The following is a 25099-nucleotide window of genomic DNA, read 5'->3' as shown; positions in this document are numbered from 1 at the left end:
ACCGGATCCAGAAGCCTTTTGACGTGGCTTGATAAGACGTCCGGTGCGCGTATCGCGTTACCTATAAGAAAGGGTTCGTAATGCACTGCACAAAACCTGTCAAGATTATTTTGCATTGCAGCAACAACCATTACGAGAATTTAATTCCACCTATCCCAAAAGCTGCACCACACAGTTCACGCTCAATTGCCGATTGCGGGTCGGCCCGAAAAACAGAATTCATGACCTGAAGTCTTTCGCACAATGAGTTTGAATAACGGGCGACGAAATGCTAATTGTCATCGCTGGATCATTCGGAGTTTAATAATTAATTTTCTAATTTTACGTTCCAGATGAAAGATAAAACAAATCGAATCGAGCATTAATTTGAAATTAACAAATAAAATTTGATTTAAGAAACAATTAACTCTAATAAAAAACTACCTTGTACCGTGGTTTTTCTGCAATTCATTTACACATTCGTAACCGTGATTCCATCAAATAAACCGGACATCGCGGAGCATCGCGCTGGATCGCAGGGAGGAAGATTCAGCCAGCAATTCTCCAGACTGAAATATGTGACCCGGATTGGGATTGTAACAGTGTTTGGTATGCGTTCTTTTCGCATTGTTCGGTCGATGGCTCGGATCGGCAAAATTCTCGCTCTCAGCACGTTGGTGCTCGCATTCCCGGCAACGGCAAATGCAAACCCCAAGTATGCGGGAATTGTCGTTGACGCCAAAACGGGTAAGACCCTTTACGCGTCGTCAGCGGACGCGTACCGCTACCCCGCCTCTCTCACCAAAATCATGACCCTCTACGTCGTTTTCGAAGAGCTCGAAGCAGGGCGGCTGTCCCTGAGCTCCAGGCTCAAGGTTTCGAAATACGCAGCAGGCCGCCCGCCCTCGAAGATTGGCCTGAAGCCCGGCAAGACCATCAAGGTGAAGGACGCCATCCTGGCACTCGTGACCAAGTCGGCCAACGATGTTGCAACCGTGGTTGCAGAGAACATCGGCGGCTCGGAGAAGAAATTCGCGGAACGCATGACGCGCACGGCGCGCGCGCTCGGAATGAAGAAGACCACATTCCGCAACCCGCATGGTCTTCCGAACTCCGGACAACGCACGACAGCGCGTGACATGGCAACCCTGGGACGCGCGATTCAGGAGCACTTCCCGCAGTATTACGGGTACTTCAAGACACGGTCCTACAAGTATGGCGGCCGCACATACGGCAACCACAACAAGCTGCTCGGCAGCGTCAAGGGCGTGGACGGGATCAAGACGGGCTACATCCGGGCCTCGGGTTTCAATCTTGTCACATCGGTCAACCGCAACGGACGCCAGATTGTCGCCGTTGTCATGGGTGGCCGCTCGGGCGCGTCCAGAAACGCTCAGATGACCAAGCTGATCAACCGCTATCTCTCCAAGGCAAGCCGCGGCAAGAAGACCGTCCCGGCGATCGCCAAAGGCGGCGCAGCTCCGATCTTTGTGGCATCTGCTCTCAAGTCGCCGCCGCTGCCAAAGGCCAAGCCGGGCAGCAAACAAGCACCTGCGACGGGTGCGCCGATGGTTCTGGCTTTCAATTCCGGCACGCAGAAACCCGCTGTTCCGGTTCCCTCCCCGTCTGGCGCTCCGGCAGTCACGACGGCAGTTGCGGACACGCCTCCCAAGACCATCCCGGGCTTTGGCGAGGCTGTCCCGGTCCCGCCGAAGCTGGTCAAGCAGCGCTTCGACGAAACCTTTGCAGTTGCGACCGCATTGCCACCCATTCCGCGCGAAAGCCCCGGCCTGGGCCTGACGACGAATTCGACCGGCAACAAGGCCCTCACGGATGCGGCGAGAGATGCAGCAGCAAAGACGGCTGGCAGCGCGCCGTCTCACAACAACAGCCCGGTCCCTGCCAAAACGATCACAGTTGAAACCGTAAAGATCGAAACCGTCCCGGCACCGGAGGCCGTCGAAGCGCCAGCGGCAATTGCCATCGCCTCAACGTCCGCGGCTCCCCGGGCCGAACCGGAAACGCGCGGTGACAGTGTCACGGTCGCCACAAGCGACAGGCCGGACATCAAGCCGGGTTGGCAGGTTCAGATCGCGGCGTCGGAAACCGAGAACCAGGCCGTCGCCCTTTTGAAGAGAGCCAAGGCCAGAACCGGATCGGCCCTTCGCGGGCGGTCTCCCTACACGGAACCCGTTGATGCCAACGGAACAACGCTCTACCGGGCGCGATTCGTCGGTTTCGAAAACAAGACCTCGGCACGAAGGGCTTGCAGAACCCTCAAAAAGGCAAAATTCGCCTGCTTCGCCATCTATCAGTAACAGCGTAACGGATGTCCTCAATGTCTTCTGAGAAGCGTGTCTTTAGCCTCGTTGATTTTCGCCGCGAGGAAACCGGATCCTCCCTTGTCGGGATGAACGCGCAACATAAGCCGGCGGTGCGCGGCTCGAATTTCCGCGTCCCCGGCATCGGGAGAAAGCCCCAGGATCTCGTAGGCCTCCTCATCTGTCATGGGGCCAGAGCTCGCCGGGCTTCCCTGCCCCTCTGTTCCATCCGACTGGAAGTGTTCACGCCATCCGGAAAACCGGCGGTCGAGATAAGCTTCGACTAGTTTCAGGCTTTGGTCATCCTGCTGACATTCCTGCCAAAACGCATGAAGCTGCTCTTCCGTTAAGTCGTCCAGCTTGCTGCCTTGGAATGTTCCCGTCAGGATCACGCCCGTCATCTCGCCGGTATCGTGATCCAGCTCCATCTCGATCATCGCTGTCCTGACGCGGGAACGCTGTCCCGAAGATTTGTCTGGCTTGTAGGTGCCCGTCAGCCCGCCAAGACCGGCAAGTCCAAGAAGCGACAATCCAAATCCGATCGTGGGAATGGCGAACATGAAACGCCCCGTCACGAGAAACACCGCCCCCAGCAGCAACAACGCGACACCGCCAAGGGTCCGTACCTTGCGCGCAAGGTCGGCCGGGTTCGCCTGCACAAAGCCTCGCGCACCGAAAACCACGGCTGCGAGCAAAATCAATCCAAAAAGAAAATAGATCATCAGCCAGGCTTGATTTGCTGTAACAGCAGACGGGCGCCCTGCCCGCCTTTCTTTTCAAGCGCTTGAAGAGCGCTGTGACCACCAGTCGCAAAAACCGCGACCGCTTTCAAGAGCTCGGCAAGTTGCTGCGCAGAACCGGCATCGAATGGGCAGTATGCACCTTTCGTCAGGCGCGCCATCTCGCGAAAGGCTTGTTTAGCCACGGCATCGCGTCCTTCCTGGAAGAGAAACATCGGCACGCCAAGCAGGCCCAACTGCCCGGCCTTGTCGCAAAGCATGTCGACATCTTCCTCCATGCAGTCTCCGACATAAACGACCGCTGCGATTTTCTCATCCGATGCGGATTGGAGTGCCGCCGACAGAACCTTTCCGATCTGTGTGCGCCCGCCCTGAACCGAGATCCGGCTCATCGCCTTGGCAAGCTCGTCACTCCGCTCGAACCATCTTGAGGCCCGGCATTCACCAAACCCGCGAAAATAGACGAGCTTTATTTTCAGTCCGCCGATCTTGCCCGCTTCCTGGAACATCTCTGCCTGAATGTGACAGGCCCGGTCCCAGGTCGGCTGGCGGCTCATCGTGGCATCCAGGGCAAATATCAGCCGCCCGGCGCTTCCGGACTGCGGCTTGATTGTCTTTGCTTTTTCCAGGAACGCGGACACATCGTCTACGGTCGACGGGCTTTTTGCGTCCTGCCTGAGTGGTGTTCCAACCATACCGTCTCTGGATTTTGCCATCCTGCCTGTTCCCTGCCGCGCTTACTTATCAAGAAAGTGGGCACGTGAGCTCTTTTTGGCAAGTTCGCTCCGGCTTTCTGGGGTCAGGACCCAATCATTCGGATGGGTTGGGTCCATCACCTAGTCACCTGAATCTGAAGTTCGACTCATTTTGCAGCGGTCTTCGAACGAACTTCAGATTCAAGAAGGTGACGAGCAAGTCTATGTTTCGAGTGCGGTTTACGAATTTGAAGTTCGCTTCGGAGTTTGCTGAAACAGTGATGCGAACTTCAAATTCACCGCACTAGAGCAGACAAAGCTCAACGAGGTCACGCCGCATGGCGTCCGGAATGGTATGCGCATCGCCTGAGGCCCGCATGTCTTCAGGAGCGTCTTCCGGTTTCAGGTACCGCCAGCCCTGGAAAGGCCTCTTTGGCTGATAGCGGGTCAGGATCAAGCGCGGTTCAAGCACAAGATCGCACCGCTTGATGCCGCCTTCGTCGGTGAACGGGCGAATGTCAATGAGGTGCTGACGCACCTGGATCTTGCCCTTGATGACCCAATAGAGCGATCCGCCGTCCAGCAGTTCGTCCTTGCGGGTCGGAACCATCCGTGTCGTGTGTGTGGTGACTTCCTCCCGCCCTGCCAGCCTGGCTTGTTCGACCCGGTAGTCAACCCACGCCTGCAGAGATTCCGCGCTGTCTGCGCCCACACATAATTTCAACAGATTTAACGTCATCCTTCTGAACTAGCAGGCCTGTACCCGACGTCAAGCTGACACGCCGAATCGCGGTGGATTGTGCACAGGCACGCACAGCAAATCCTTGCACCCCACGCCGAACAGGGGTCTCTTTATGACTATGGATGTGTTTGTAACCGGCGGCACCGGGACAATCGGCGCGGCTGTCGTGAAAAACCTGATCTCGAAAGGAAGCCGCGTCATCGCGCTCGCGCGGTCGGAAGCGTCCGCCGACAGGCTGCGCGCACTCGGTGCAAGCGCATTTCCGGGGGACCTGCAGACCCCGGAAAGCTGGGTCGAAAGGGCTGCCTCTTGTGATGCCGTCGTTCACGCTGGAGCAACATTCACCGATGACATGGGACGGGTCGACCGTCTGTCCATGCTTTCACTCAAACAAGCCGCTAAACACAAAAAACAGCCGCTAAAACTCGTCTATACCGGCGGTATCTGGCTGTTTCCTCAAACGGCCGGCCCAGACGCGATTACGGAAAAAACGCCCTTCGCTCCAATACCGGCCTTTCGCTTCATGGCGGAAACGATCCGAACGCTCTCTCATGGCACTGATCTGAACCTTGTGGTCATCCATCCGGCTTTGGTCTGCAGCCTGACCGACGGACCGATCGCCCGGATGACGAAAGCACTGAGGGACGGTGTCCCTTTCAGGACCAGCGCAAGCCCGGAAACCATGTGGCCTCTCGTCGAGGCAAACGACCTGGCGTCGCTCTATGGCCTCGCGCTGCAGCAGGCAAGGTTCCGGATGACGCTGCTTGCGAGCTCCGTTCCCGGCATCTCAGTCGGGCACCTGGCTTCGCACATTTCCGCGCGGCACGGGTTGCCGCTGGACATCGAGACGACAGACGTCCTGGCGTCTCCCGGGTCCCATACGGACTTCGGCGCGGGCTACGCGCTGTCGCAGCGGGTCGACATCGCACACACGCGGCGCACGGTGGGCTGGGAACCCGAATACGCGACAATCGAGGATCTTGTCGTCTCTCTCTCCCGTTAGCCGCGCAAGGCTGGCAGGCAGCGAGTAAGGAAAAGTCTTTTTCAACCTCTCGCTCCTATGATGCGGACCTTCGACCAACGGAACGTGACATGACAAGGCTTGCAACTGTTCTTCTGGCTCTGACGCTCAGCGTCGCGGCGTCTCTGGCCCGCGCTGATTTCGCTGAAGGCTCGTTTTCAATGGTCAATACGGCAGCGTTCTCTGAAGAGAACGGCCAAAGGACCCCTCTTCAGCTGGAGTTGGAATCTGCCGAGGTAACAATCGCCTTTCAGCCGGACGACAGGCTGAGCCTGACCGTAGGCGCAACCGAAATCACGCTTCACCCGGTTAGCTCGGGTCTGGACGGGCTGCGCTGGGACCCTCAGGGCATCGGCTTGCTGCACGAGAATGATGTCAAGGCACTCAACCAGCCACTCAAGTCGGCCAAGGTTCCCGCTTGGGGCTCTGATCTGGTCTGGCCCGGATTGGGCGTTGCCAGGCTGGTGCTCCTTCCCCTGGGGTCAGATGCTTATGCCGGATTTCTGATCAGTCACCCGGAGGACCGGACAGTCGTGCGCCAGATGGAATTCAGAAAGGTTCCCGGCCCCAGGGACAGACCAGGCTAAGGTTCGCCGTACCGTCAGACTAGAAACAAAAAAGGCGTGGCCATTGACCACACCTTTCGTTCCATCACGCGACCGGCGTCTTACTGTGCGACGGCTACGGCGTTATTCGCGCTTTCCACATCATTGAAGAGAAGGATCATCGTCAAAGCGAGACCTACCGCAGCGACAGTCCACAGAGTGACGCTCCAACAGGATTTCTGCACGTTTTCGTCCATTCAAGCCCTACACTTTTTTGCGGTGCCAAACCCCTGCGTTTTCAAATGTGGCACCATTTGGGCGACGAAGTAAACGAACATTTACCAATTCGCAAGCGCAAAAAAGGTGCAGCTGCCAATCGATTTTTGCAGAGCAGAATTCCTTTCATTTTTTCAGCCGCTTATGCTTACTAGGAAACGTTGCGCTCTACAGAAAGTTTTGCCATGCATGCTCTCTCGACCCTCGATATTGCCGCTGCCATCTGGTTTCTCGTCGCCTGGTTCGGCTTCAACCTGGTCGTCGATGTCACCTCATTGCGGCACAAGACGCTCTCGAGCGCGATGGATGACTACCGGCGTGAATGGATGCTGTCCATGTGCGAGCGAGAAGTGCGCATTATGGACACCGCCATCATGTCCGGTTTGCAGCAGGGAACGGCTTTCTTTGCATCGACCGCGCTGCTCGCGATCGGCGGCGGTTTCGCGCTGCTTGAGGCAACGGACCGTATCGTTCAAATCACCGGCGATCTTTCGATCCCGGTCGAAAGCAGCAGAGCCCTGTGGGAAATCAAGGTACTCGGCCTGATGCTCATATTCGCGTATGGATTTTTCAAGTTCGGCTGGGCCTACAGGCTGTTCAACTATGCCAGCATCGTCATGGGTGCGGTGCCGGAACATGACCGCGCCAACAAGGATGACATCCGGAAAATGGCGCGCAAGGCTGCTGATCTGAATGTCCTGGCCGGGCGGCATTTCAACCGCGGACAGAGAGCCTTGTTTTTTGCGATCGGCTTTCTTGGCTGGTTCGCGGGGCCCTTTGTCTTCGCGGCGTGCACACTGGCGGTGCTGCTGGTGCTGTTGCGTCGTCAGTTTGCCTCGCGCGCAAGAGCCGCCGTGCTCTCGGGGCAATATCCAAGCTTGCCTTCATCCGACAAGTCGGGGGAATAGACCGACACCGGATCATCGAAGCCCTTCACCCGGTATCGGCCGAAAAGCCCCGACCGGCAGCCCATGATCTCCGAAAGCGCGTCGGAAACGAGCACTTCGCGATGCAGATCCTTTGCAAGTTCGGCAATGCGCGCAGCAAGGTTGACGACCGGACCCACCACCGTGAAGTCGAGACGCGTCTCACTGCCGACATTGCCGTAAAAGACATCGCCTGCATGCAGCGCAATGCCGACGCTCAGGTCAGGCGTGACCGCGCAGGTATTGCTGGTGTTGATCGTCTCGATCCTCTTGAGTGTTTCACGTGCCGCGAGAAGCGCTCTTCTGGCGGCATCGCGCGCCTCCTCTTCGGTTTCATAAGGGAAGATTGCCATCACCTCGTCACCGATGAACTTGAGGACTTCCCCTCCATGCGCCTCCACGGCGGCCGTCATTGCGCCGAAATACTTGTTGAGGAACGACACGATCATGTCGGCTGGAAGCGTGTTCGAAAGCCGGGTAAACCCGCGGATATCGGCAAAGCTCACAACCGCCTTGATGGTCTCGCCCTGCCCGCGCCGTGTCGTGCCGTCCAGAACCTTCGAACCGGCACGACGGCCGACATAGGTATCAAGCACCGTTTCAGCGGTTCTGCGCAATGTCTTGAGTTCACACACAAGGCCCAAAGGCCTGACGATCGACTCAAAGACGCTGATATGTGTTCTGGTAAAGCCTGCCGGCGCCTTGGTGGCGAATGTCACGACCTTCACCGAGCCGTCTGAAAACGGCATCGGCAGAGCAATGTAGTCCGTGTAGCCTTCATCGCGCAGTTCAGCAGTAACCGGAAACTCTTCAGCGTGTGAAGGTGCCTCGCCAAGCTGCACGCGGACGGGTTTGACGGTATCGTGCACGCGTTTGATCGGACTGGATTGATAGTCTTCGTCGGAGCTGTTGTCCGCTGTGTAAAGCCGCAATTCCCGCGTGCCGTCGCTTGTCCAGACGGATGCTTCCGCCCGGACATTCGGGTGTACGACCCATATACCGGTGGTCGCCCTGTCCACCGGCACATGTCCGTCGCGAAGGCGCACGGCCATGTCACTGATAACTTCCAAAGTGTCGCCGAGATACGACGCGTCGCTATAAAGCCATTGCACAACGTCTGCCGCGACGAGCGGTGCTTCCAGGACCATCTGCCCAAGCCCTTTTGTTCCCTGAGATGTCCCTGATATGGTGCGTCGCAACGCAAAGTGAAAGAGGCAAAAACCGCACAGCGTTAATCTTGCTGCGTTTTCTGTATTTCCGGTCCCGGGAAGAGCACCGGAATGCGCCCGGTTATCCTGTAGACGATCAGTCCCAGCCATTCCCTGAACGCCAGATCAAATCGACGTAATCCCTTCGAGGCACCGGAGAATCCGAGTCCCCTGTCTTCGCTTCCGCGCGTTCTGTAGTCAACCGGATACGCGGTGACGCCGGTCCAGCCGGTTTCCGCGAACACGCCCATCGCCCTTGGCATGTGATAGGCGGACGTCACGAGCAGCCAGGTCTGACCCGGTTGCGGATCAACGAGCTCTTTGGTGAGCACGGCATTCTGCCAGGTGTTTCTCGATACGTCTTCGAGAATGACCCGCCCCGGCGATATCCCGAAATCCTCGAACAGTCGTGCAGCGCCCTCTGCTTCGGTCGCCTGCGACTGGACAATGACGCCTTTGCCGCCGGTGTGGATCACGAGTGCATCCGGGACCAGACCGGCAAGCCGTGCGGCGATCGTGATTCGCTCGCCGGACGTGGTGAGCGCGGTGTCTCCCCGCCCCCCGGTCACGACCGTGTCAACCGCGCCACCCAGAACGATGATGCCATCGACCGCTTCGATCTCGACGGGCCGCGGATATCTTTCTTCCAAGGGCAGGATAAGCCAGTTCGCCGCCGGTGAAAGACCACAAACGGCCAGTCCCGCAACGGCCAGCCAAACCAGAAGGATACCTGTCACCGGCCATTTACCGAGCATCTTCAGTGTCAAACCGAGCAGAGCAACCGCGATCAGGAAATTCGATGGCTGGATGAAAAAATACCCGATCTTGGAAATGTAAAAGAACACTCCGGCGTCCCATTCTCGGTTTTCTCGCGGCCAAAATTCATCCGCGAAGCGCATTCAAAAGACACTGATTCACAAAATTCGCAGATCGCGATGTGACTGTTTTCCATAACTAAATCAACAATGTGGCCGGTAATGCAACGAAGGCGTTTCAAGGTCGTTTCACAAATAGATCGAATAACGTCTTTTTGAGAAAAACAAAATAAGTCAAACACTTAAGTTCTCTACAGCAAAAACAGATCTGTAAATCAATTGTCACACTTTGCAGCGAAAGTGCGGTCGTTTTCCTGGTTTGGCTTGGGCTGGAACGAGGAAAACCGGCCGCTGTTTGTCTGTGGAGAATGATTGTCGTTTTTCACAAAGGCGATAACCGTGATCGAGGTCACAGGGGCGTGAGCTGAAGTGAGGCATGCTGTGTGTGTTGAACCAAGGCACAGTCGAGGGTAACCAAATGACACTCTATTTGAAACTCGGTGGACGCGAAGCGATGGTGAAGGCAATGCCGCGCTTGCGCGCCAGACTGGAACAGGATCCCTGTTTCGATATCTCACGGCTCCAGAAGGAATTCGAGCGTGCGGACGATTTCACGGAATTCCTGATTTTCCTGGTTGGCGGCGCTCCCTTCTATGACGGCAAGCCGATCTGCGAACTTCTGTCTCCGATCTGCACCTGCAACGAAGTCTACGAACGCTTCGTGGATCATCTGGTCATGGTGCTGTTCGCTGGAAAGAGAAGCGAGACCGATGAAACGGACCTGCGCCAGCTCATGACGACATTGCGTCCGCAGGTGCTCGATCCGCGGCCTGTTGACCCGATCATGGTCTATTCGGTCGAACAGGAACTGATCAGCGCCTGATCCCGAAAGCAAGCTTTTCAAACAAAAACGCCGGCGACACAGCACCGGCGTTTTGTTTTGCAAGTCCGAATGTTATCAGCCCAGTTCATCCACGCTGGTGACAACCTTACCCACAAGTCCGTATTCGATACCCTCTTCCGGGCTCATCCAGTAATCCCGGTCCGTGTCTTTCTCGATCCGGTCGATCGGCTGGCCGGTCGCATCCGCGAATATCTTGTTCAACCGGTCCCGCATCTTGATGATTTCCTTGGCCTGGATCTCGATGTCGGTCGCCATGCCACCCGCACCACCGGACGGTTGGTGCAGCAGGAAACGCGTGTTCGGCGTGCAGAAACGATTTTCCTTGGGCACTGACACGTAGATGAGCGCGCCTGCGCTCGCCACCCAGCCCATTCCGAGAATGCGGACTTCCGGTGCAATGAACTTGATCGTGTCGTGGATCATGTCGCCGGATTCAACATGGCCGCCGGGCGAAGACACAATCACCGTGATCGGGTCGTTGGAGACCTGTGCCAGGGCCAGCATCCGCGCGCACACGTCACGCGCCATATCCTGGGTGACTGGTCCGGTGATCAGCACCGTGCGGGCTTCGAACAGATGCTTGTCGACCTGGATCGAAGGCTGGCTCTTGGGCTTGTCGTCTTCATCGTCATCAAGACGCGCTGGCACTTTTGTCGAGTAGTTTTTCATGCGCAGGATTCAGCTCCCTTTGCTGTTGAGCCGGCTGGACCGACAGTATCTGGCAGATTCGCGGCAGTTCGTTCCGCGCCTGTTTTGACCATGTGTATGCGAACAAACGACGGCTCGCAAACCTTGAAAGCCTGAATAGACCGAAAAGAGTTATCAATCTGGGAACATCGCCGCCTTCGCGGCATCTATTTGCCACGGCGGGGGCTTTCTTCCGCTGCTGCGCTCCTGCGCCCGACAATGAAGTGCCACGCGAGCAGAAACGCGAAAGGAAGCGAGGGCCATACGAACCACAAGGTTGAAAGCCCGGACGTCAGGAGGTTCAGCACGAAGAAAAACCCGATCAGGACCACACAGGTTCGCACACGCCTCGGCTGCATCCGCAACCAGCGCCTGGCCTGCTCGAAACCATTGGCAACCGCCCGGGTGTCCTTGTCCCAGTCCGGGTGATCGGACACACGGGACTGGTCCTGCCCGGTCTCTTCAGCATCGTTCACCGGTTCTGCAGGCGCATTGCGTCCCCCGAGCCGCACCGAATAGGTCTCGACCGGTTCGCTCACATTCTTGACAACCTGCGGGCCGAGCGGCTCGAATCCGAGCGCAACCTTTGCTTTCACCTGATCGTAAACCGACTGCGACAGCATGATGCCACCGCGTGGGGCCAGTTCCTGCAGCCGCGCTGCCACGTTGACGCCGTCACCGTAAATGTCGTCTCCCTCAACCATGATGTCACCGAGATTGATACCGACGCGAAAATCCATCCGGTTCATTTCTGGAAGATCGGCATTTCTGAGCGACAGTTCGTTCTGGATTTCCACGGCACACTGAACCGCTTCGATCACCGAGGCGAACTCGATGATCACAGCGTCACCCCAGGTATTCACGATGCGCCCGTTGTGCCGCTCGGTTGTGGACGACATCACTTCGCGATAGGCACGCAGCCGGTCCAGCGTGCCGTCTTCGTCCCGCTCCATGAGCTTGGAATATTGTGCAACATCCGCGCACATGATCGCCGACAGACGCCGCTTGACCCGTTGCATGCTAGAAACCCCTGAGACCTACAGCTTAGGAATGGGAAGCCGGGGAGTAAATTGCAAGGGAAAACCGATCCGCGGCCCGATCCGCGTGCTGGCCCTACAGCCCCTTGTGCGCCAGGTTTCGCAAGGCATCCATTGCCTCCCCGGCTCTTTCCGCCGGAACAAAAACATGGTCGTGAAAATAGGCGGCGACGACATTGGCCGAAATCCCCTCCTTCGTCAGGGCTTCCGCAATGGCAGCCGTCAGTCCGACCGCCTCGAGGGAGGAATGCACGGTCAGCGTGATCCTGCGAAACCACTCGGCATCCGCGAGCCCCAGTTCTCTCGCTCTTTCGACCGGGAGGATCGCCGTGGTGCCCTCGGTTTCGGCGAAAAGACCAATGGCATCATAGTCAACCAGGTCCTGAAATGTCCGGTTCGCGAAGGTGCAGAACACATACGGCTCCGGATCGAGCATGGGACGCATCTGCGTAATCAGGGTGTTCAGGTCGGTTTCGCCGGTCATGTTTCTCATCCGTCCAACTCGGGCCATGGTCTGACCTGGAAGTTCGTATGTTAGCTGCCCCTCGCGCGAATGTCAGATCTCGACCGCCCCACACCGTTTCGATCTCAGGCCTTCGCCGCAAGGGCCATGTTGCACAGCATCTCGAACATGATCGAAACGCCGAGGAAGGCCGTGGCCCCGGCCTGATCGAACGGCGGTGAGACTTCCACGAGGTCGGCCCCCACGATGTTTACGCCCTCCAGAAGCCTGGCAACCTGCAACGACTGGAACGAATTCGGCCCGCCAACTTCGGGCGTCCCCGTACCCGGCGCGAATGCCGGATCGACAAAGTCAATGTCATAGGAGACATAGGTCTCCTGCGAGCCCGCAATCTGCCGGGCTTCGACCATGACATCTTCCGCCCCGCGCGCGTGAAACTCCTCGATCGGGACAACCCGGATTCCGACGCTATCGGCAAAATCCCTGTCTTCGCTGTCATAGGCTGTTCCACGGATGCCGATCTGAATGACCCGCTTCGGGTCCAGGAGTCCTTCTTCGACCGCGCGCCGGAAGGGCGTGCCGTGGGTATACTGCATGCCGCCGAAGTAACTTTTGAACAGATCCGTATGACTGTCGAAGTGGATCATTCCCAGGGGTTTTTCCTTCGCAAGTGCGCGCAGGATCGGCAGCGAACACAAGTGATCTCCCCCGGCAGTAAGCGGCCGTATGCCTTTTTCGCGAACGCGATCGTAAAACGCGGTCATGCGCGTGAGGCTGTCGTCGACGCTTGCCGGGTTCGGTCCGACATCCCCAAGGTCCGCACAGTTGGTGAGTTCGAATGGTCGAATTCCGGTCGCGCCGTTCTGGGCCCGGATCATCGTCGACATGTCCCGCAGCTGCCTGGGGCCATGGCGGGGCCCCGGCCGGTTGGTGGTACCGCCATCCCAGGGAGCTCCAATGAGGCCGATTTCGACCTCCGCTATCTTTTCATCATCAAGCCCCACATGCGGCAGCCGCATGAAGGTCGGGACACCGGCAAAACGTGGCAAGTCGAGCCCTGATACCGGGCGAAAATACGGATCGGTCATGTTGTCGGCCTGAGTTTGAAGATTGGAGTTCGTCGATTTCGTCGCGGGGTACCATTTCTGGCAGAATCTGACGGTTGTTCAACAAAAACCGGATTACCACGCAATCGGTTTACCGAGATGATCGAAAAAACAGCCTGTTTCCGCGGGCGAAAGGCCTTCTACAACGTTCAGCAGACGCCGCGCAGCAACATCGGGTTCCTGCACCTCAAGACCCGTCTTCGTGAATTTTTCGGTTAGCAACGTCCTCACGGTTCCCGGATGAAGTGCAACGGCGATCGCCTCGGGGTTGCGCCTGGAAAGTTCGACGGCTGCCGTTCGCAAAATCTGGTTCAGGCCCGCCTTGGCCGCCCGATAGGCATACCAGCCGCCAAGCCTGTTGTCGCCGATGGAACCAACCCGCGCCGATAACGTCGCAAACACGCATCTGCCCTCCCTCGGCAAAAGCGGCAGGAAGTGCTTCATGAGCAAGGCGGGTCCGATTGCATTGACCGCATAAGACCGGGCAAGGTGGTGCGGATCGATCTCCCGCCAGCTTTTCTCAGGCCTTGAGCCGTCCAGCGTCAGTGCGCCGCTGGCATCGAACACCAGCCGCACCTTTCCTTCGAGCAATTTCAGATGCTTCGCGCTTGCCTTGATCGTTTCCTCATCGAGGAGATCGAGCACCGGGTCAGACTGGCGGCCAAGGCCGAGAACCGTGTCATAGGTCCCGGAGGCAGTGATCGCCTCCGCGACCGCGGACCCGATCCCACCGGTGTGGCCGACAATGACTGCTATCCTGGAGGCCATGTACTATCCTGACTGTTTGTCCAGCAACACTACGCAGGAACGCAGGTCCGGGATTGCTTTCAAGCACTGAAAGGCTTGGACCTCAGACAGTCGCCGACCAGACACCCTCGACATATTCGGCTTCGTCATCACCGGGCCAGGGCGGCATGGAAATGCAGATGAATGTCAGTGGAAGGGTCTCATCGCTCCGATACTGGAATGCCGTTCCGGCAGGGATATCAATCGAAACACCCGGAACCAGATCCACCGTGTTTGCAGCGTTGCCGTCGGAGCGCCAGATCTGCCCCCTTCCCTCAAGGACAAACCAGAATTCGCTCACGCTCTTGTGCCGGGTCGCACGATTGATCTGACCGGCGGGAACGGTGGAATGGATCATGTTCCCGGTCGGGCCATCCATCAGGAAGCGGATGTCGGCACCCGCCGGCGATTTGGCATCAAAGCCATCTGACAGGATATTTTGCTTCACGGCAGTTTCGCCTTTTCATGGAGACGGCAGATGACATCACGGCCCCCATTCTTGCAATGCCGGAAAGGGCCTGTCGAGACGGCTTTTAAGCCGTCTTGCTGAAAATCTCCCGCCCGATCAGCATGCGCCTGATTTCCGATGTCCCGGCACCGATCTCGTAAAGCTTGGCGTCGCGCAAAAGGCGGCCGGTCGGATATTCATTGATGTACCCGTTTCCGCCCAGCAACTGGATCGCATCAAGGGCGATCTTCGTTGCGTTTTCAGCCGCATAGAGGATTGCGCCGGCCGCGTCTTCCCGTGTCGTTTCCCCGCGGTCACAGGCCTTTGCGACCGCGTACACATAGGACTTGGTTGCATTCATCGAGACATACATGTCAGCGACCTTGCCCTGAACCAGCTGGAAAGTTCCGATCGGCTGACCGAACTGTTCGCGCTCATGGACGTAGGGAATGACCACATCCATGGCCGCCTGCATGATACCGATGCATCCGGCAGCCAGAACGGCACGCTCATAGTCCAGCCCGGACATCAGCACATTGACGCCCTTGCCGACCTCTCCAAGCACGTTTTCTTCCGGCACTTCACAGTCCTGGAAAACGAGTTCACCTGTTTCCGAGCCACGCATGCCCAGCTTGTCCAGTTTCTGTGCGACGGAAAAACCGGGAAAGTCCTTTTCGACCAGAAATGCCGTGATGCCTTTTGGTCCTGCGTCAGGATCCGTCTTGGCGTAAATGATCATGGTGTCTGCGGACGGGCCGTTTGTGATCCACATCTTCGACCCGTTCAGAACGTAGCGATCGCCCTTTTTGTCCGCGCGCAGCTTCATGGAGACGACGTCGGATCCCGCACCCGGTTCAGACATCGCCAAGGCACCGAGATGCTCACCTGTGATCAGTTTTTCCAGATAACGATTCTTCTGATCGTCACGGCCCCAGCGACGCAACTGGTTGACGCACAGGTTCGAATGCGCGCCGTAACTCAGCCCGATGGACGCAGAAGCTCGGCTCACCTCTTCCATGGCAATACAGTGTTCGAGATAGCCGAGACCGGAACCACCCCATTCTTCCTCAACGGTAATCCCGTGGAGGCCGATTTCCCCCATTTCCGGCCAGATGTCTCGCGGAAACCAGTCTTCCCTGTCGATTTTTTCCGCAAGCGGGGCAATCCGGTCCTGACTGAAGGACCGAACCGTGTCGCGCAACATGTCGGCGGTTTCGCCCAGATCGAAATTGAACCCGGGAAAATCGTTTCGAATCATAGTCCTACCTCCCGGCGCCCCTGGCTCAGGTGCGCACGTAACGAATGGAATCGCTCAGCTCTCCGATCCGGTCGTAGAGCTGCTGAGCGCGTTTGTTGTCTCGGTCAGTGTGCCAGTACACCTTGCCGCTGGCACCCGGTTCGCGATCTGCTGCGGCGTAGACCGCCTCGATAAGTTTTCGTCCGGCTCCGGTTCCCCTGGCCTCTGGGCTCACGTAGAGATCTTCCAGGTAACACACCGCTTCCAGGGACCACGTGCTGTCGTGAAACAGGAAATGAACGAAGCCGACCATCTCGCCGTCACGTTCGGCGACAAAGGCAGAGTGTGACCCCGGCGCCAGCAGGCGTTTGAACATCCCGTCGGTGACTTCCGGCGCAAGGTCCTGCTCGTAAAATTCCAGATAGGCCACCCAGAGCTGCTCCCAAACGGGCCTGTCTCCCCGGGACAGATCGCGGATATGTATGTCAGACATGGTTCAATCCCTTACGCCCTGCACGCTGACAAGCGTGAACAGGCCGGTTGCCAAATGGACTTGCAGTCCGTCCTCGAGCCCGTAGACATCCGCCTTTGCGATGGTAAGCGTCCGGCCGGGTTTCACGACGCGCCCTCTCGCCAGGAGGACCTCCTGCCTTGCCGGATTGAGCAGGTTGATCTTGTATTCGCTCGTCAGCACACCGCAGTCTGCGGGAAAGAGGGAAAGGGCCGCATATCCTGCGGAACTGTCGGCAATGGACGACGTTGCACCGGCATGAAAAAAGCCATGCTGCTGAGTCAGGTCGTCTTGCATTTTCAGTTCGATATCCACGGCACCCGGGGCGACGTGTACCAGTTCGGCCCCGAGATGCTTCATGAAGTTCTGCAAGGCAAAACTTTTCCGGACTCGGCTGTCCCAGTCGGGATCTCTTGGACTCAGATCCATTGCTCACTCACCCGCGACACTCAATTTGCCAGCAAGTTCCGCCATGCGGGTCTTGGCGCCGGCTTCCACCTCGTCAAGTTCAAGCAGCGTCAAGTCGATATCGCGCTGCTTTTCGAGAAGTTCGTCCCGCCGCGCCGCGATTTTCTCAAGGAGAAGCTTCAACTGACCGGTCTCACCGGGCGAGGTTCCGTACATCTCGATCATTTCCCTGATTTCGTTCAGCGAAAATCCGAGCCGCTTTCCGCGCAGGATGAGCTTGATGCGTGTCCGGTCACCGGGCGTGTAGAGGCGTTGGCGGCCGCGCCTTTGTGGCGTGACCAGTCCCTGGGCCTCGTAAAAACGCAAGGTCCGCGTCGTGATGTCGAATTCCTGCGTCAGTTGGGTAATTGTGAAATAGCGTTGCATGCCCGCTCCTTGGTGCGGGCACAGTTCAGTCTTTTTACGTTAAAGTCAATACATCTATTTTTTTGTAATTTTTACAACTAGATAGCTGTCATGTTTGTAGATCGCTCATGACCGCTTTTGCGTTCAGTACATTCAGATCAACGTTGCCCGATATCCCTTTGATCGTGCCGCTGTCCTGGTACTGCCAAAGGACCCAGTCCTTCGTGTAGGACGGCGAATGCCAGATCGAACGCGTCCAAAGCCGTCTGTTGAGACCCTGTCCTTTCAGATACGCGCGATAAAACTCTTCCGGCGCATATAGGATGACCTGTTTTCCGGTTGTAAGCTCCACTTGGGCGACGAAGTTGGAAATCTCTTTCTGCACGTCCTCGACCGGTGGCCGTCTTGCGCAGTTGTTGCTGAATTCAAGATCAAGCACCGGTGCCAGCATGTTCGGATCTTTCGGCAGCACTTCGAGGAAATTCGCAGCCTGTTCTTTGCCCGGTTTGCAGAGACTGAAATAGTGGTAGGCACCCCTGGCCAGACCAACCGACCCGGCCCCCGCCCAGTTGCGGGCGAATGCGCTGTCCTTGAAGTCACCACCTTCCGTGGCTTTCATGTAAACGAAAGAGATGTCGTCATTGGAGACTTCGGTCCAGTCGATCTCGCCGAGATGATGCGAGACGTCCAGCCCACGGATCGGATACTCGTCCCTGTCGGGTTCCCAGTTCATGAAAAAAAACGCCGCTCCGCCGATCGAGATGACGCACCCGACCACCACATAGAACACTGTCCGGAATATTGCCTGCAAGAACTTCATATTGCCACCCAATTCCAAGGCGACACGAACTTGCCCCAAAATCCTTAAGATTCACGATAGAAAATTCGGCCACAGCGGTGGTGCTGCGAGTTCAAGTACGTTTCCATCGGGATCGTTGAAATAGAGACTGGTTCCCCCGGCCGGCCAAACGACCTCGCTGATGATCTCGACCGTGTTTGCCTTGAGATAATCCCGCCACGGCTGAAGCTGGTCGGTGCTGATGCGAAAGGCAAAGTGGCTGTGGCCGGATGTGTGATGTCCCGGAACCGTTCCGCCCGAAGTCTCGACATCTTCACCGGTATGACCACGGCGAAACACGAGGAGGGCCTGGCCGGGTCCGGCGTCATATGCAAACAGTCTGTCGCCTGCAACCATTCTCTTGAGACCGAGAATATGTGAGTAGAACGCATGGGCAGCGTCCATGTCGTCCACATAGACTGTGGTTTCTAGAACACCATTGATCTCAGGTCTGGACATTTCTTCGCTCTCTTGACTATGCGCCAACATATATTGCTCAAAAACAAACTGCAAAAACTGCATCAGCAAAAACAACTAAAAGATGCAGGAAATCTAAGATAATACCTAGAAAAAGTAACTAAGTTAAGCAAAACGATTTGCCAATTTAAGACATCGTGTGTGAAGATCGCTCTCCCATGAAGATTCGGGAAGCTTCATGGTGATTTGAAACGCGTACCGTCTGGGGCACAACGGAACATAATGCACAAAAAACTCGCTTCTGGCGTATACCTGCTGGCAAGCCTTTTGCTCCTCCTATCCTGGGGAAGCGCAGCAAAGGCCGAATTTATCGTTACCGTCATGGGCCCCGAGGCTCCAGCAGACAAGCGGTACGAATACGATCGGGCGGTGGTAGAGCTTGCCCTGACCAAGACCGGGGCAAAGTTCGGCAGCTTCACCGTTCGCGATACGCCCGTCGGACAGAACACGCGGCGTGCGATGATTGAGGCCTCGAACAACAGGCACACGAACTTCATTATCAAGGCGTCGATGAGCAACGACCTGCCCGAAAGCCTCGCGATCATTCCGTTCCCGGTCGATCTTGGGATCGTCGGTTACCGCGTCGCGTTCGTCTCGGAAAAAAACAAGGAAGCGCTCTCACGCGTGAAGTCGCTTGAGGATCTGAAGAAATTCGAGGTCATCCAGGGGCTTGGCTGGCTCGATACCCGTATTCTCAGGCATCACGGTTTCAATGTGCGGACGAATGCGGAATATCAGCCGATGTTTTCCATGGCTGCCCTTGGGCGTTCAGACCTGTTTTTCAGGGGCGCCAATGAACTCCTCGACGAATGGGAAGCGCAGCGAAGCATCCCTGGCCTGGCATTTGACGAGGCAATCTCGGTTTACTACCCGCTGCCAAGGTTCCTCGTGACGGCACGCGAAAACACGGAATTGATAGAGCGCGTGCATGAGGGACTGCTGCTCGCCTATGAAGATGGTTCGCTTCAGCAACTCTGGGAAGACAAGTACCGCGCGAGCATAGAGTTCGCCAATCTTGGTGCCAGAAAAGTGTTCCGCCTGGAAAACCCCTTTCTCGAAGGCCTCGACCCGTCCTGGCAGAAATATGTCTACCAGGTCGGGTCTGAGCTGACGCAATAGCCTCACGCTGCGAACGCGCGCAGCCGCCACTGCATTCAGGCGAGCGTCAATTTGACGTCAATGTTGTTGCGCGTGGCGTTGGAATAGGGGCAGACCTGATGCGCCTTTTCGACAAGGTCCTCAGCGGTGGAGCGCTCCAGCCCCGGCAAGGATATCTCCAAAGCGACCTTCAGACCAAATCCGCCTTCCGAGCGGGGTCCGATACCGACCGTCGATGTGATTGAGGTGTCGGCCGGCACAGCGATTTTTTCCTGACCACCGACGAATTTCAAGGCACCGATGAAACACGCGGCATATCCGGCCGCAAACAGTTCTTCCGGATTGTTGCCGGCTCCCCCTGCACCGCCCAGTTCCTTGGGTGTTGCAAGATCGACCTTGAACGACCCGCTCAGTGTTTCGGCAGAGCCGTCACGGCCTCCGGTTGCACGTGCCCGGGTCTCATAAAGAACTTCGACAGACATTTCTCTCTACTCCTATCCTCATGGAAAACAGACCTTTTCCAAAACGGCTTTCAAATTTATATCGTGCACGATATATTTTATGCACATAAAGCACGGCGCATCCGGCGTCAACCGGTTGCGACCATATCGCACGCGACTTATAAGGTGACGAATGACCGAAACGACAGATCAGATGTCTCTTCTGGACGCGATTGGAATGCCCGCCTCCGAAAAGACCGAAACCCGCAAGAAAAAAGCTCCGGACAGTGCAAGGACAGTGCGTACAAAGCAGGCTTCCAAGCCGGCGGAACGCAAGAAGAAGCCTGCGTCCTCTGCAAAAGCCAAAAAGGCGGCGCCGGCGGGCGATGTGCCCGGCGAGACGGACCGCACCGACGTAGAACCCGCACCTGAAGTCAAGGCAAGCGGCGCGGCAGGTTCAGACATGTCAACGCCCCTGCCGCTCGACAAATACATCTGCTTCGCTCTCTATTCGGCCAACCATGCCATGCACAGTGTCTACAAGGACCTGCTGAAAGACGTCGGACTGACCTATCCGCAATTCCTGGCTATGACCGTGTTGTGGGAAAAAAACAACGTGCCGGTCGGCACAATCACCTCAAAATTACAACTCGACACGAATACGCTCACACCACTGCTCAAGCGGCTTGAAACGATGGGATTGATCACGCGGACGCGAAACACCAAGGACGAGCGGCAGGTGATCCTCAAGCTGACCCGCAAGGGGCGCGCGCTTCAGAAAAAGACCGAGGAATTCAGCACGTGCATCCTGACCTCGACAGGCATAAGCATGGAGGAAATCATGGACTTGCAGGGCCGGATAATGAAGCTTCGCGACAATCTGCGGACGGCGGGAACGGATTAGGGTCCTGGCCCTCGTCCCCGGCTCGCGACGCCTAGAACGGCAGACCGAACCAGAGCGCAGCGATCCCGAGAAAGGCGAAAAATCCGACCACGTCGGTAACCGTCGTCACGAACACGCTCGATGCAATAGCCGGATCGACATTCATCCGGTCCAGCACGATCGGGATCAGCAGGCCTGACAGACCCGCAAACAGCATGTTGATGATGATTGCGCCCGCGATCACCACACCGAGTCCCGGACTTGCAAACCAGAGCCACGCCGTCACCCCGATCAGAACGGCGAGCGCAACACCATTCAGGGCACTCACCAGGATTTCGCGGTTCAGAACACGCAGCATGTTGCGGGCACCAAGTTCCTGTGTCGCGATACCCCGAACGGCAACAGTCATGGTCTGAGTGCCGGCATTGCCCCCCATCGAGGCAACGATCGGCATGAGCACGGCAAGGGCCACCATGGCTTCGATCGTATCCTCGAAGAGTGCGATTACCACGGATGCAAGGATTGCAGTTCCGAGATTGACAACAAGCCAGGTCAGCCGCGAGCGCGCAATCGTCACCACGCTGTCCGATATCTCTTCATCGCCGACCCCGGCGAGCGCACGCAGATCCTCTTCCGCCTCCTCCTGGATTACGTCGACGATATCGTCGACGGTCAGGACACCGACCAGACGCTCGTTTTCATCGACGACGGCGGAGGAAACGAGGTTGTAGCGCTCGAAACGCCGCGCGACCTCTTCCTGATCCTCGGTCGCGAGAACGGCCTGACGGGTTTCCTCCATGATGGAGGTGACTTTTTCCGCGCGCCTGGTCCGCAGGATCTTGTCAAGATGCACCGATCCGAGAAGCTTGAAGGCCGGGTCGACCACATAGATTTCGTAGAAGCTGTCCGGCAAGTCCCGCGCTTCGCGCATGTAGTCGATTGTCTGCCCGACGGTCCAGAAAGGCGCAACGGCGATGAATTCGCTCTGCATCCGCCGGCCGGCGCTTTCTTCGGGATAATCAAGCGCCTTCTTGAGTTGCGCCCGATCCGCGTAAGGCAGCTCTTCCAGGATCGCGGCTTGATCGTCTTCATCCAGATCTTCCAGGATGTAGACGGCATCATCCGAATCCAAATCGCCAAGCCCCTCGGCGATCACTTCATTCGGAAGGTCTTCCAGAACCTGAAGGCGAACCGCCTCATCGGTCTCTGTCAGGGCCGTGTAGTCGAACTCCTCACCCAGAAGGCGGATGAAGGAAGCGCGTTCATCCGCATTCAGCGTTTCCAGAAGATCGCCCGTGTCGGCCTCGTGGAGGTCGCCTGCGAGTGCCTTCAGCTCAAGACGGTCATCGGCCTCGATCGCCGCTTCGACTGCCGCAATGAATTCGGGGTTGAGACGGTCGTCCTCATCACGGACCTGAATGGGAAGTACGGAGGAGGTGTCGGTGTCAAGTTCAGCTGCGTCGCTCATCCCTCACCTCCCTCGTTGCGTCTGTTTCGAGACCGTTGCCCAGAACTAGCCCGTGCCACCGTAAAGTGCCACCGTAAAGTGCCGCCGCAAATGCATCGCCGGTCCACAGCTGCGCCCTGTTTTAGTCGAACGGAGTTCGGAGGTATTTTTCAACAGCGAGAGGATTTGTTCAAAATCCGGCACAGCCCTTGGATCGCGCCACGTTTCTGAGCTGATCCAGGTAAGCTCTTGTTTCCTTCGTGAGGACGCTTTCGCTGGACGAAATGCATCGCTGTGCGCGGCTGAAGGCCCGCTTGGCGCGCTCGCTCGTCAGACACACCCGGCCCTCCGCAAGTGTCTGTTGTTCGACGTACCAGAGCTGCTGGCAGGTCATGGCCCCGAAACGTGCCGGATCCGTCTTGAACACCTGCGCAGTCAGTCCCTGGGTCAATCCGGCGATCAGCACGCAAACCCAAAAAATGCGGAAGATGTTCATTGCCAGACCCTGCAAGGCTGATCTCCGTTCCTGGCCGGATCGGCCGCAATGAGCGGCTGTGTCCGGCTGCACCTGCTTCCTGAAGAAAACCGGACTAAAAACAGGCGCGAACTCAGAAGAATTCGCGCCCGTTATGATTCTTACATGGCATGCGATGAAATCGTCAAACCGGAAGTTCTGAGCGTTCAGCTCAGCCCAAATCGAAGCGTTCGGCAAATGCAAACTGGACCAGGTCCGAAAGATGACACAGATCGCCGTTTTCCCGGCTTTCGTCAGCAATGGCATCTGCTGCAATGTCCAGAAGGGCCTTGTTGGGCGTGCCTTCCACGGTGTGTTGAAGTTCGGACACGTCGATTTGCCTGTGTTCGTCTTTGCCGGACCAGAAATCGAACTCGAAGGCGGCATCAAGAAGGTCGATCAGGAAAGCCGGTACCTCCGGACACTCAGGGTCGACATATTCAATGCCCGCGTCGATGCCCTTCACCACCTCACCCCGGCCGAGGCTGATCACATCCGTCAAGCCGCGCTCAGGATCAATCACATCCGACCCGTTCGAATCCGAACTTGGCGAGACGAACGTCTTGCCGGGTGCATCGTCGGAGGCGAACTGCACCACATAGTCGCCCGCCCGCAGATCCGTGAACTCGTAGTTCCCGTCCGCGTCCGTCTTCGTCCGTGCAGCCACCTCGCCGTCGGCAAAGAGCAGCGTCACGACAGCGCCTGGAACGGCAGGATCACTCGTGTCGAGATCATCTGCATCGACATCGCAGAAGTAACGGCCCGCGATCACAGCTGTCGGCACATATTCAATGCCCGCGTCGATGCCCTTCACCACGTCACCCCGGCCGAGGCTGATCACATCCGTCAACCCGCGCTCCGGATCGATCACATCCGACCCGTTCGAATCTGAACTTGGCGGGACGAATGTCTTGCCGGGCGAATCGTCGGTGGCGAACTGCACGACGTAGTCGCCCGCCTGCAGATCCGTGAACTCGTAGTTCCCGTCCGCGTCCGTCTTCGTCCGTGCAGCAACCTCGCCGTCGGCGAATAGCAGCGTCACGACAGCACCTGCAACGGCAGGATCACTCGTGTCGAGATCATCTGCATCGACATCGCAGAAGTAGCGGCCCGCAATCACTGCGGTCGGCACATATTCAATGCCCGCGTCGATGCCCTTCACCACGTCACCCCGGCCGAGGCTGATCACATCCGTCAACCCGCGCTCCGGATCGATCACATCCGACCCGTTCGAATCTGAACTCGGCGAGACGAATGTCTTGCCGGGCGAATCGTCGGTGGCGAACTGCACGACGTAGTCGCCCGCCCGCAGATCCGTGAACTCATAGTTCCCGTCCGCGTCCGTCTTTGTACGTGCAGCCACACTGCCGTCGGCAGCAAGAAGCGTGACGACGACATCCTGAACGCCGGGATCGCCTGTATCAGCATCGTCTGCGTCAACGTCGCAGAAATAGCGGCCGGAAATCGCAGATGTCTGCGGGTCTGCGGTTTCACCGGCACCAAGCTTGTCGTATTTCAATCCAAAGAAAACGTTGGCGCACCACTTCACCTCCAGCGTGACACCTTCAGGCGGCACGGCACCCAGAAAGGTGAAGAAGTCATTGTCCGGCCCCCGGCCATGCCCGCCTTCGACCTCGATTTCGATCAGCTGATAGGTCTTGCCATCGTCTCCGCGCAACACGAGGCGCTTCTCCGCGTAGATCTGCCCCTCAAGCGGCACCCCGTCCACGCTTGCCTCCTGACCGAAGGGATCGCGCGCGTGTTCCGTGGTCTTTTTCTGCCAGCGGCCCGTTTCCTCAGACCTCGTCCAGTTCGTCGTGTGGACGTCGCCTGACAGCCACGGATCGTTGTCGCACACGGAGAATTCCGTCGTCGCGTTTGCAGGCATGATGAAACTGTCGCCCCGCCCGAGACTATTGTCCCCCGGGTTCAGAAGGTCGGCTTCGGTGAAGGCAGTGAATTCAAAAGTCCGGGAACGGAAGGCCATGATCAATCCCTTTGAAAAACAAGTGCAGAAAAAAATCGCGATGCCCCGCAATCAAAATGAGGCAAAGCTGGCAATATTACGTAAGGTAACTCAATTCGGCGTCAGGCGCCATGATGCACGTGGGAAGCGGAAAATTCGGTAAGTCAAAAACAAAA

General features: G+C 57.3%; 28 protein-coding genes. 7 read left to right on the top strand and 21 right to left on the bottom strand.

All coding sequences use genetic code 11. From position 1 onward, the window contains the following. Positions 1-617 precede the first annotated feature (617 nt). Positions 618-2297, top strand: coding sequence for a serine hydrolase (locus RDA78_RS20310; RefSeq protein WP_434051608.1), 1680 nt, complete (start codon positions 618-620; stop codon positions 2295-2297). Positions 2298-2314: 17 nt separating this feature from the next. Here the strand turns inward: RDA78_RS20310 and RDA78_RS20305 are convergent, their stop codons facing one another. From RDA78_RS20305 to RDA78_RS20295, 3 genes are all read right to left on the bottom strand, one after another. Further along, positions 2315-3022, bottom strand: coding sequence for a DnaJ domain-containing protein (locus RDA78_RS20305; protein ID WP_434051607.1), 708 nt, complete (start codon positions 3020-3022; stop codon positions 2315-2317). Continuing rightward, positions 3022-3756, bottom strand: a complete 735-nt coding sequence (locus RDA78_RS20300) for a VWA domain-containing protein (RefSeq protein ID WP_434051606.1) — start codon at positions 3754-3756, stop codon at positions 3022-3024. Before RDA78_RS20300 ends, RDA78_RS20305 begins: the two co-directional genes overlap by 1 nt. A 283-nt stretch (positions 3757-4039) precedes the next feature. Beyond that, positions 4040-4474, bottom strand: a complete 435-nt coding sequence (locus RDA78_RS20295) for a DUF1489 family protein (RefSeq protein WP_434051605.1) — start codon at positions 4472-4474, stop codon at positions 4040-4042. 115 nt (positions 4475-4589) lie between these two features. Between RDA78_RS20295 and RDA78_RS20290 the strand changes: the two genes are divergently transcribed. From RDA78_RS20290 to RDA78_RS20280, 3 genes are all read left to right on the top strand, one after another. Further along, positions 4590-5480, top strand: coding sequence for an SDR family NAD(P)-dependent oxidoreductase (locus tag RDA78_RS20290; protein ID WP_434051604.1), 891 nt, complete (start codon positions 4590-4592; stop codon positions 5478-5480). A gap of 89 nt (positions 5481-5569) precedes the next feature. Next, the gene (locus tag RDA78_RS20285; protein WP_434051603.1) at positions 5570-6085 is read left to right on the top strand and encodes a hypothetical protein; all 516 of its coding nucleotides are present in this window, start codon (positions 5570-5572) and stop codon (positions 6083-6085) included. A 419-nt stretch (positions 6086-6504) separates the two neighbouring features. After that, complete coding sequence (locus RDA78_RS20280) at positions 6505-7227, top strand: DUF599 domain-containing protein (RefSeq protein ID WP_434051602.1); 723 nt, start codon at positions 6505-6507, stop codon at positions 7225-7227. On the opposite strand, the gene RDA78_RS20275 is transcribed toward RDA78_RS20280, so the two are convergent. Together RDA78_RS20275 and RDA78_RS20270 are read right to left on the bottom strand one after the other, a co-directional pair. Then, complete coding sequence (locus tag RDA78_RS20275; protein ID WP_434051601.1) at positions 7146-8393, bottom strand: adenylate/guanylate cyclase domain-containing protein; 1248 nt, start codon at positions 8391-8393, stop codon at positions 7146-7148. The two genes, RDA78_RS20280 and RDA78_RS20275, sit on opposite strands and share 82 nt — an antisense overlap. A gap of 83 nt (positions 8394-8476) precedes the next feature. After that, positions 8477-9298 (bottom strand): YdcF family protein, encoded by an 822-nt coding sequence (locus RDA78_RS20270; RefSeq protein ID WP_434051600.1) that lies wholly within the window; start codon positions 9296-9298, stop codon positions 8477-8479. Positions 9299-9746: 448 nt separating this feature from the next. On the opposite strand from RDA78_RS20270, the gene RDA78_RS20265 reads away from it, so the two are divergent. Further along, a complete protein-coding gene (locus tag RDA78_RS20265; RefSeq protein WP_434051599.1) occupies positions 9747-10151 on the top strand; it encodes a Clp protease ClpP in 405 nt (134 codons plus the stop codon). Between the two features lie 75 nt (positions 10152-10226). On the opposite strand, the gene RDA78_RS20260 is transcribed toward RDA78_RS20265, so the two are convergent. The 12 genes from RDA78_RS20260 to RDA78_RS20205 all read right to left on the bottom strand — a co-directional run bounded on the left by RDA78_RS20260 (position 10227) and on the right by RDA78_RS20205 (position 18557). Further along, positions 10227-10841 carry an ATP-dependent Clp protease proteolytic subunit gene (locus tag RDA78_RS20260; RefSeq protein WP_434051598.1) on the bottom strand — a complete coding sequence of 205 codons (615 nt, stop codon included), beginning with the start codon at positions 10839-10841 and terminating at the stop codon, positions 10227-10229. A 185-nt stretch (positions 10842-11026) separates the two neighbouring features. Further along, on the bottom strand, positions 11027-11878 hold the full coding sequence (locus RDA78_RS20255) for an adenylate/guanylate cyclase domain-containing protein (RefSeq protein WP_434051597.1): 852 nt from the start codon (positions 11876-11878) through the stop codon (positions 11027-11029). 94 nt (positions 11879-11972) lie between these two features. Further along, positions 11973-12380, bottom strand: coding sequence for an ACT domain-containing protein (locus tag RDA78_RS20250; protein ID WP_434051596.1), 408 nt, complete (start codon positions 12378-12380; stop codon positions 11973-11975). A 104-nt stretch (positions 12381-12484) separates the two neighbouring features. Further along, positions 12485-13447 carry an agmatinase gene (locus tag RDA78_RS20245; RefSeq protein ID WP_434051595.1) on the bottom strand — a complete coding sequence of 321 codons (963 nt, stop codon included), beginning with the start codon at positions 13445-13447 and terminating at the stop codon, positions 12485-12487. A gap of 93 nt (positions 13448-13540) precedes the next feature. Next, on the bottom strand, positions 13541-14233 hold the full coding sequence (locus tag RDA78_RS20240) for an SDR family NAD(P)-dependent oxidoreductase (protein ID WP_434051594.1): 693 nt from the start codon (positions 14231-14233) through the stop codon (positions 13541-13543). An 82-nt stretch (positions 14234-14315) separates the two neighbouring features. Continuing rightward, a complete protein-coding gene (locus RDA78_RS20235; RefSeq protein ID WP_434051593.1) occupies positions 14316-14699 on the bottom strand; it encodes a cupin domain-containing protein in 384 nt (127 codons plus the stop codon). A gap of 85 nt (positions 14700-14784) precedes the next feature. Then, positions 14785-15957 (bottom strand): isovaleryl-CoA dehydrogenase, encoded by a 1173-nt coding sequence (locus RDA78_RS20230; RefSeq protein ID WP_434051592.1) that lies wholly within the window; start codon positions 15955-15957, stop codon positions 14785-14787. 25 nt (positions 15958-15982) lie between these two features. After that, positions 15983-16429 (bottom strand): N-acetyltransferase family protein, encoded by a 447-nt coding sequence (locus tag RDA78_RS20225; RefSeq protein ID WP_434051591.1) that lies wholly within the window; start codon positions 16427-16429, stop codon positions 15983-15985. 3 nt (positions 16430-16432) lie between these two features. Next, complete coding sequence (locus RDA78_RS20220; protein ID WP_434051590.1) at positions 16433-16876, bottom strand: PaaI family thioesterase; 444 nt, start codon at positions 16874-16876, stop codon at positions 16433-16435. A 3-nt stretch (positions 16877-16879) separates the two neighbouring features. Continuing rightward, positions 16880-17281, bottom strand: coding sequence for a MerR family transcriptional regulator (locus RDA78_RS20215; protein ID WP_434051589.1), 402 nt, complete (start codon positions 17279-17281; stop codon positions 16880-16882). Between the two features lie 88 nt (positions 17282-17369). Then, a complete protein-coding gene (locus tag RDA78_RS20210) occupies positions 17370-18080 on the bottom strand; it encodes a glycoside hydrolase family 25 protein (protein ID WP_434051588.1) in 711 nt (236 codons plus the stop codon). Positions 18081-18131: 51 nt separating this feature from the next. Then, positions 18132-18557, bottom strand: a complete 426-nt coding sequence (locus RDA78_RS20205) for a VOC family protein (protein WP_434051587.1) — start codon at positions 18555-18557, stop codon at positions 18132-18134. A 240-nt stretch (positions 18558-18797) separates the two neighbouring features. On the opposite strand from RDA78_RS20205, the gene RDA78_RS20200 reads away from it, so the two are divergent. Continuing rightward, positions 18798-19694: a hypothetical protein gene (locus tag RDA78_RS20200; protein ID WP_434051586.1), complete on the top strand. Its 897-nt coding sequence runs from the start codon at positions 18798-18800 to the stop codon at positions 19692-19694. A gap of 35 nt (positions 19695-19729) precedes the next feature. Here the strand turns inward: RDA78_RS20200 and RDA78_RS20195 are convergent, their stop codons facing one another. After that, entirely contained in the window at positions 19730-20155 is a 426-nt protein-coding gene (locus RDA78_RS20195; RefSeq protein WP_434051585.1) for an organic hydroperoxide resistance protein, read from the bottom strand. Between the two features lie 151 nt (positions 20156-20306). Between RDA78_RS20195 and RDA78_RS20190 the strand changes: the two genes are divergently transcribed. After that, on the top strand, positions 20307-21017 hold the full coding sequence (locus RDA78_RS20190; RefSeq protein ID WP_434051584.1) for a MarR family winged helix-turn-helix transcriptional regulator: 711 nt from the start codon (positions 20307-20309) through the stop codon (positions 21015-21017). A 31-nt stretch (positions 21018-21048) separates the two neighbouring features. Here RDA78_RS20190 and mgtE read toward each other — a convergent pair whose 3' ends face one another. The 3 genes from mgtE to RDA78_RS20175 form a co-directional block, all read right to left on the bottom strand. Further along, complete coding sequence (gene mgtE / locus RDA78_RS20185; RefSeq protein WP_434051583.1) at positions 21049-22464, bottom strand: magnesium transporter; 1416 nt, start codon at positions 22462-22464, stop codon at positions 21049-21051. A gap of 169 nt (positions 22465-22633) precedes the next feature. Further along, the gene (locus RDA78_RS20180; RefSeq protein ID WP_434051582.1) at positions 22634-22954 is read right to left on the bottom strand and encodes a hypothetical protein; all 321 of its coding nucleotides are present in this window, start codon (positions 22952-22954) and stop codon (positions 22634-22636) included. Between the two features lie 175 nt (positions 22955-23129). Beyond that, a complete protein-coding gene (locus RDA78_RS20175) occupies positions 23130-24944 on the bottom strand; it encodes an SdrD B-like domain-containing protein (RefSeq protein ID WP_434051581.1) in 1815 nt (604 codons plus the stop codon). Between the last annotated feature and the right edge of the window lie 155 nt (positions 24945-25099).

The sequence above is a fragment of the Roseibium sp. genome, from assembly GCF_051016195.1.
GTDB lineage: Bacteria > Pseudomonadota > Alphaproteobacteria > Rhizobiales > Stappiaceae > Roseibium.
This window is presented reverse-complemented; position numbering and strand designations above follow the sequence as displayed.